We start from the raw sequence: 4,537 nt of genomic DNA, 5'->3' as shown, positions 1-4,537 counted from the left end.
TACTGTTTACAGCTTGCGCTCCGCTACACTCGGCGACAAATACCTGTAACTGGACTTTCACCAGCTAGAATCGTACCATGCCCGGCACACTAAAAAAATCGGCCGCTTCCAAATTTTAAGCGGCCACCTTCCCGAAATCCCAAATCCCAAGTCCGAAATCCGACAATCGTTTCTGACTCAGACCGATTTAAACCCGCCTGAGCAGATTCTACTCTCTTCTCCCCGCTTTGACCCGTTTCAGCACTTCTCTCCCCAGTTCGTTATTGAGATAGGCGTAGCAGTAAGCGTTCAAAATGAAGATGAGTCCCACCATGACCATGCCGCTGGTGGTGAAGGCAGCTTTCCCGGGGTCCGGGTCGAAGCCTGCGATGGCAGAGAGCGGTTTCCACAGCCACTGGATGAAGGTAGTGAACCGGTCGATGGCTGACGACAGGGCATCGGCAATGCCCAGGATATAGATGGATACGGCAATTTTGTAGGACATTTCCACGATATAGGCAAGCGCCGTGAGGTGCATCGTCTTTGCCGCGGAAAGCTGGTGGCGGAAACCGCAGCCCATGGCCAGGCCCAGGGCTGCCGCATAGAAGGCGGTCGTTATGCCCAGCTCCACCCCTCCTATGATATTGACCAGCACGATTTCAGCGATGGCCGTGAAGAAACCCCATTTCATACCGTGCAGGCTGCAGATAATGGCAATCGGTATGGCACTGGTCAGCATCGTAATAAATACGAGAAAGGGGGCCAGGAGTTTCAGGAGCACCAGGAGCGCTGCAATGGCAGCGGCTGCCGCAGCCTCGGTGAGATATTTCGTTTTTCGCACAGACGGATTGATGGGCTCCACTTATTTTTCCTTTCCAAAAGAGGCGGCGAGAGCCTCTTTTTTCTGTTTTGACTGATGTTTGATGTGCCACTCCAGGGACCTTGCCTCGTGCTCAGTCTCACATTCTTTATACCAGGCCAGTTTCACCGGCAGGCGGCTCCTGGTGTAACGGCTGCCCTTCCCCGCGTTATGGGTTTCCACCCGCTTTTCGATGGAATCCACCGTGTATCCCCCGTAGAGGGAACCGTCGCTGCAGCGGAGAAGGTAGGCGAAATATTTCCTCTCAGAACCACTCATTGATCCAGTTCTTTTCCTTCGGCAGCATGGCTCCGGCCAGAAGGAGGGCCCGGCTTCTTTCATCGGGCTGCTCGGTGAGCCATCTGGCCTTACCCATATCGATCAGTTCTTTCAGGGAAATAGACCCCATGAAAAGCTGCGCCAGGCTTCCTGCGCCGATGCAGAAATCCGGTTCCGGCACGGCGGTCCCCATTTTCACTCCGGAAATATCTTCGATGTGGAGCTTCAGGTCATAGAATACGTCCACCTTCAGCGCACGGATTGTCCCCTTTCCTGCGGTGAGCACGTACATACCGCTGTTTTCGGGGAGGAACGAATCGATCAGCTGGAAAGCGATTTGCCCCTCCACATTTGCCGGGCAGGGCAGACCGTCAAAGGCAGTCACCGGGTCCGTGAGGCGTCCCAGCATATAGGGGAAAGTCTTATTGGAAATATAGGTATGCTCTGCCCCGTCATTCCAGTACAGGTAGGACTCATCATCCAGCGGTTCATACCAGATGCATTTGTCCACAGATCCCCTGTGGCCCGCCATGTACGCATAGAGGCCCTTCCGTCCCGACTCCCGGGCGAAAGCCATTTCCGTAGCGATGAAAGTCCTGTCATCAAAAGTATAGAAAAGGTAACCGGCCGGTCCTATTTCATCATAGACTACGGCGATATACCCCTCCACCAGCTGTCCGTCGATATGAGACTTCCAGCTATTTTCATCCCGGAGAGAGTAACCGTTCCTTCCATCCGTATAGGCATTGTAAATGGCAGAAAGGTCCTTCCACTCATTCACCGAAGAAATGGTGCGGCAGGAGAGAGCCTTCTTTCCGATGCGGCCCAGCTCCTCGGGCGACGCCTTCCTCTCCCACTGATGGCAGTAAAAGCCAAAACCCATGGGCAGGTAATAAGACGCAGCCGAAGGCATGAGAATGACGAAAGGCTTTCCCTCCTTCGCCGCCATATGGAACTCCCCGCGGAGAAGGTCCGAAGCAAAGCCCCGCCCTCTCGCCGCCGGATGCGTGGCCACGCCTACGATATAATCCACGTCAAACCTCTCGCCGCGGATATTGAGCGTATACGGCCGGCGGTGAAGATCACAGGCAATCTGCCCCTTCTCCTCCCCCACCAGCACCGTCTCCGGCGTATATACATTTTTGAAATACCACTGAAAGAAAGGATCACCGGGCTTTTCAAAACAATAGCCCCAGAGACCCCTGACCTGTTCCTCATCCATTTCGGAAGCTTTACGGATCTTCATAATGGCTCCTGTTATATTAAAAAGATAGAAATAAAAATATAGAAATTCAATTGATAACGGGGTAATCGGGGTGGTCGGGGCCATCAGGAAGGATATGGTTTCCCTGCGGGAAACCAATCTTTTTATATAGGCGCTTCGCGCCTGACCCGATCCGGTGCCACACCTTCTGCTTAATTGGCTCAAATCTCCCGCGAGAAGGCTTCCCCTCGGGGAAGCTGGCGCCGAAGGCGACTGAAAGGGCAAGGGAACCACCCGGCGGCACAGGCCGCCTTTCCCCTTACCTGCCCTCTCACCGCTTTGCGGAGCTCTCCCGAGGGAGAGCCCGCATCTTACGGATAGAGGCATTTCTTCCGAGTACGTTTTATCATTAGCCTCATATTTGCCAGGCAGATTTTAAGGCTGATTCCGTATCTTTTTCACACCGGATGTCTCGAATTACTCGTGGTCAGGCTCCCCTCACAGGTCCCCCGAAGTTCGGGAAGCTGGCGCCGAAGGCGACTGGGGCTGTACTGTCGTTCAAGTCGAGAATGAGCTAAAAGGTAAACTCATCCCGGGGCGCTCCACGAAGCGGTGAAGGGAACTGCACTTTCGACTCTAAATTTCCCCGGCAGTTTCACCCCGCTTCCCCCTACGGGGGAAGCTCCCGCGAAGCGGGTGAAGGGGGCTGACTTTCATACAAGTCGAAACTGAGACAACCGGTAAGTACGTACCGCTTATTTCCAAAAACTCGCGCACCATATCATTTTCAGCGCGCACCTCCACTTACCACTTATCACTTCTTAAGAATTACGTCAAACTTTTCCGTCAGGTGGTCCGGATTATACCCCATCTTCGCTTCCCGAAGGCCTGGTACCCCCAGGTCCTCCTCGCGGTTTACGAATTCCGTATCTGCGAATTCATGGATGAGGAAATCCCGGTTGATTGCCTGGTACAGCCCGCGGATATTGGGATTGGCCTTTTCGAAAATGATATGAGCCATCCTCTCATTCACCAGATCCCCATTGGTGAAAGCCTCCACCTTTCCATAAATGCGGATGATTGCCCCGCGGACCCCCAGCTCATCCCAGTGGTCGAAACAGAGCTGCATGGCTTCCTCCTCCTCCTCGATATCCCCGTGGCGGACGAACCAGTCATGAATCCCCTCCTTCGCATCCTCCATATTATCCTTCGTAATCGATTCATACTGATAATCCGAATACTGGCGGAGGAACGAATTCAGATGATTCTTCTTCATCCGGAGCTTCTTCCCCGGAAGAGTGATCATATTCTTCGTGAGATACACATACTCCTCATTATCCCGGTCCTCGATGAAATCATATTTCCCCGGGCAGAGACGCTCGATCTGCTCCGTCACCCAGCGGGAAGCCGACTTCAGACGGAAATCGATGCCCATCCGGTCATATTCCGCGTGAATCAGATCCAGCCCGTGAACGAAATCCTCCTCCCTCTTGGCAAAAGGCGGCAGAAAAAACGTATCCTTCCCCTCACCCGCCTTCACGAAAAGAATATCATCCACGATATCCCAGCTCGTCCCGTGCGCCTTCTGCCACAGGAAAAGCGTATTAAACGTGCAGTCGATCTGCTCATAATGATGCACCCGGAAATAACTGTCAATCAGAGCCTTGTCCTCAATGCGAAACGGTTTGAAATCTATGATGGCCAACTCCTTTAAATATACATATATATTATAAGAAAAATGAAATACCGGAATAGGATACATTTAATTTTTTAAATGACTCATAACTATTCTACCATAGGCAGGCAAGTGATTGGAAATAATCGTTCAGTGTAAATCGTTGTTCGTTCTTCGTTCTTCGTTGTTCGTGAAGGTGGGCGCCTTAAAATTATACAGGCGCCCTTTTTTATACTCCCGCCCACCCGCCCTAAACCATACAACCGGCCCTTCGGGCCGAAAAAAACAGGTAAACCTCGTTCGTGATTCGTGATTCGTGGTTCGTGGTTCGTGCTCCGTGCTCCGTGAAGGTGTGCCGCTCTCCGGCACGAGCAGATATGGGGACTGTGCCCAGGCGATGTTAAAATCCTCCCTGCAAGTCGAAACGTTCAAGGCTCCCCAAGTTTACTATAAAACCATTATCCCGAAAAACCCAAAAAAGGGCGCACTTACCCCAGGGTCCATTTTTTAGCTTTTTTCAGTTAGCGATTGCCATGGTAGA

The 4,537-nt window shown here is 52.4% G+C and carries 4 protein-coding genes; all 4 read right to left on the bottom strand.

The window, feature by feature from the left end:
* Positions 1 to 208: 208 nt before the first annotated feature.
* Entirely contained in the window at positions 209 to 820 is a 612-nt protein-coding gene (locus QZN42_RS10020) for a DUF2232 domain-containing protein (RefSeq protein ID WP_296957288.1), read from the bottom strand.
* 21 nt (positions 821 to 841) lie between these two features.
* A complete protein-coding gene (locus tag QZN42_RS10015; RefSeq protein WP_296957285.1) occupies positions 842 to 1,117 on the bottom strand; it encodes a GIY-YIG nuclease family protein in 276 nt (91 codons plus the stop codon).
* A complete protein-coding gene (locus QZN42_RS10010; protein WP_296957283.1) occupies positions 1,104 to 2,363 on the bottom strand; it encodes an enhanced intracellular survival protein Eis in 1,260 nt (419 codons plus the stop codon). Before QZN42_RS10010 ends, QZN42_RS10015 begins: the two co-directional genes overlap by 14 nt.
* Before the next feature lie 772 nt (positions 2,364 to 3,135).
* The gene (locus QZN42_RS10005; protein ID WP_296957281.1) at positions 3,136 to 4,026 is read right to left on the bottom strand and encodes a DUF2156 domain-containing protein; all 891 of its coding nucleotides are present in this window, start codon (positions 4,024 to 4,026) and stop codon (positions 3,136 to 3,138) included.
* Positions 4,027 to 4,537: the final 511 nt, after the last annotated feature.

Origin of the sequence: uncultured Dialister sp., from assembly GCA_900314595.1 — a bacterium.
GTDB lineage: Bacteria > Bacillota > Negativicutes > Veillonellales > Dialisteraceae > Dialister.
Note: the sequence above shows the minus strand (reverse complement) of the source record. Positions and strands in the feature narration are given on the sequence as shown.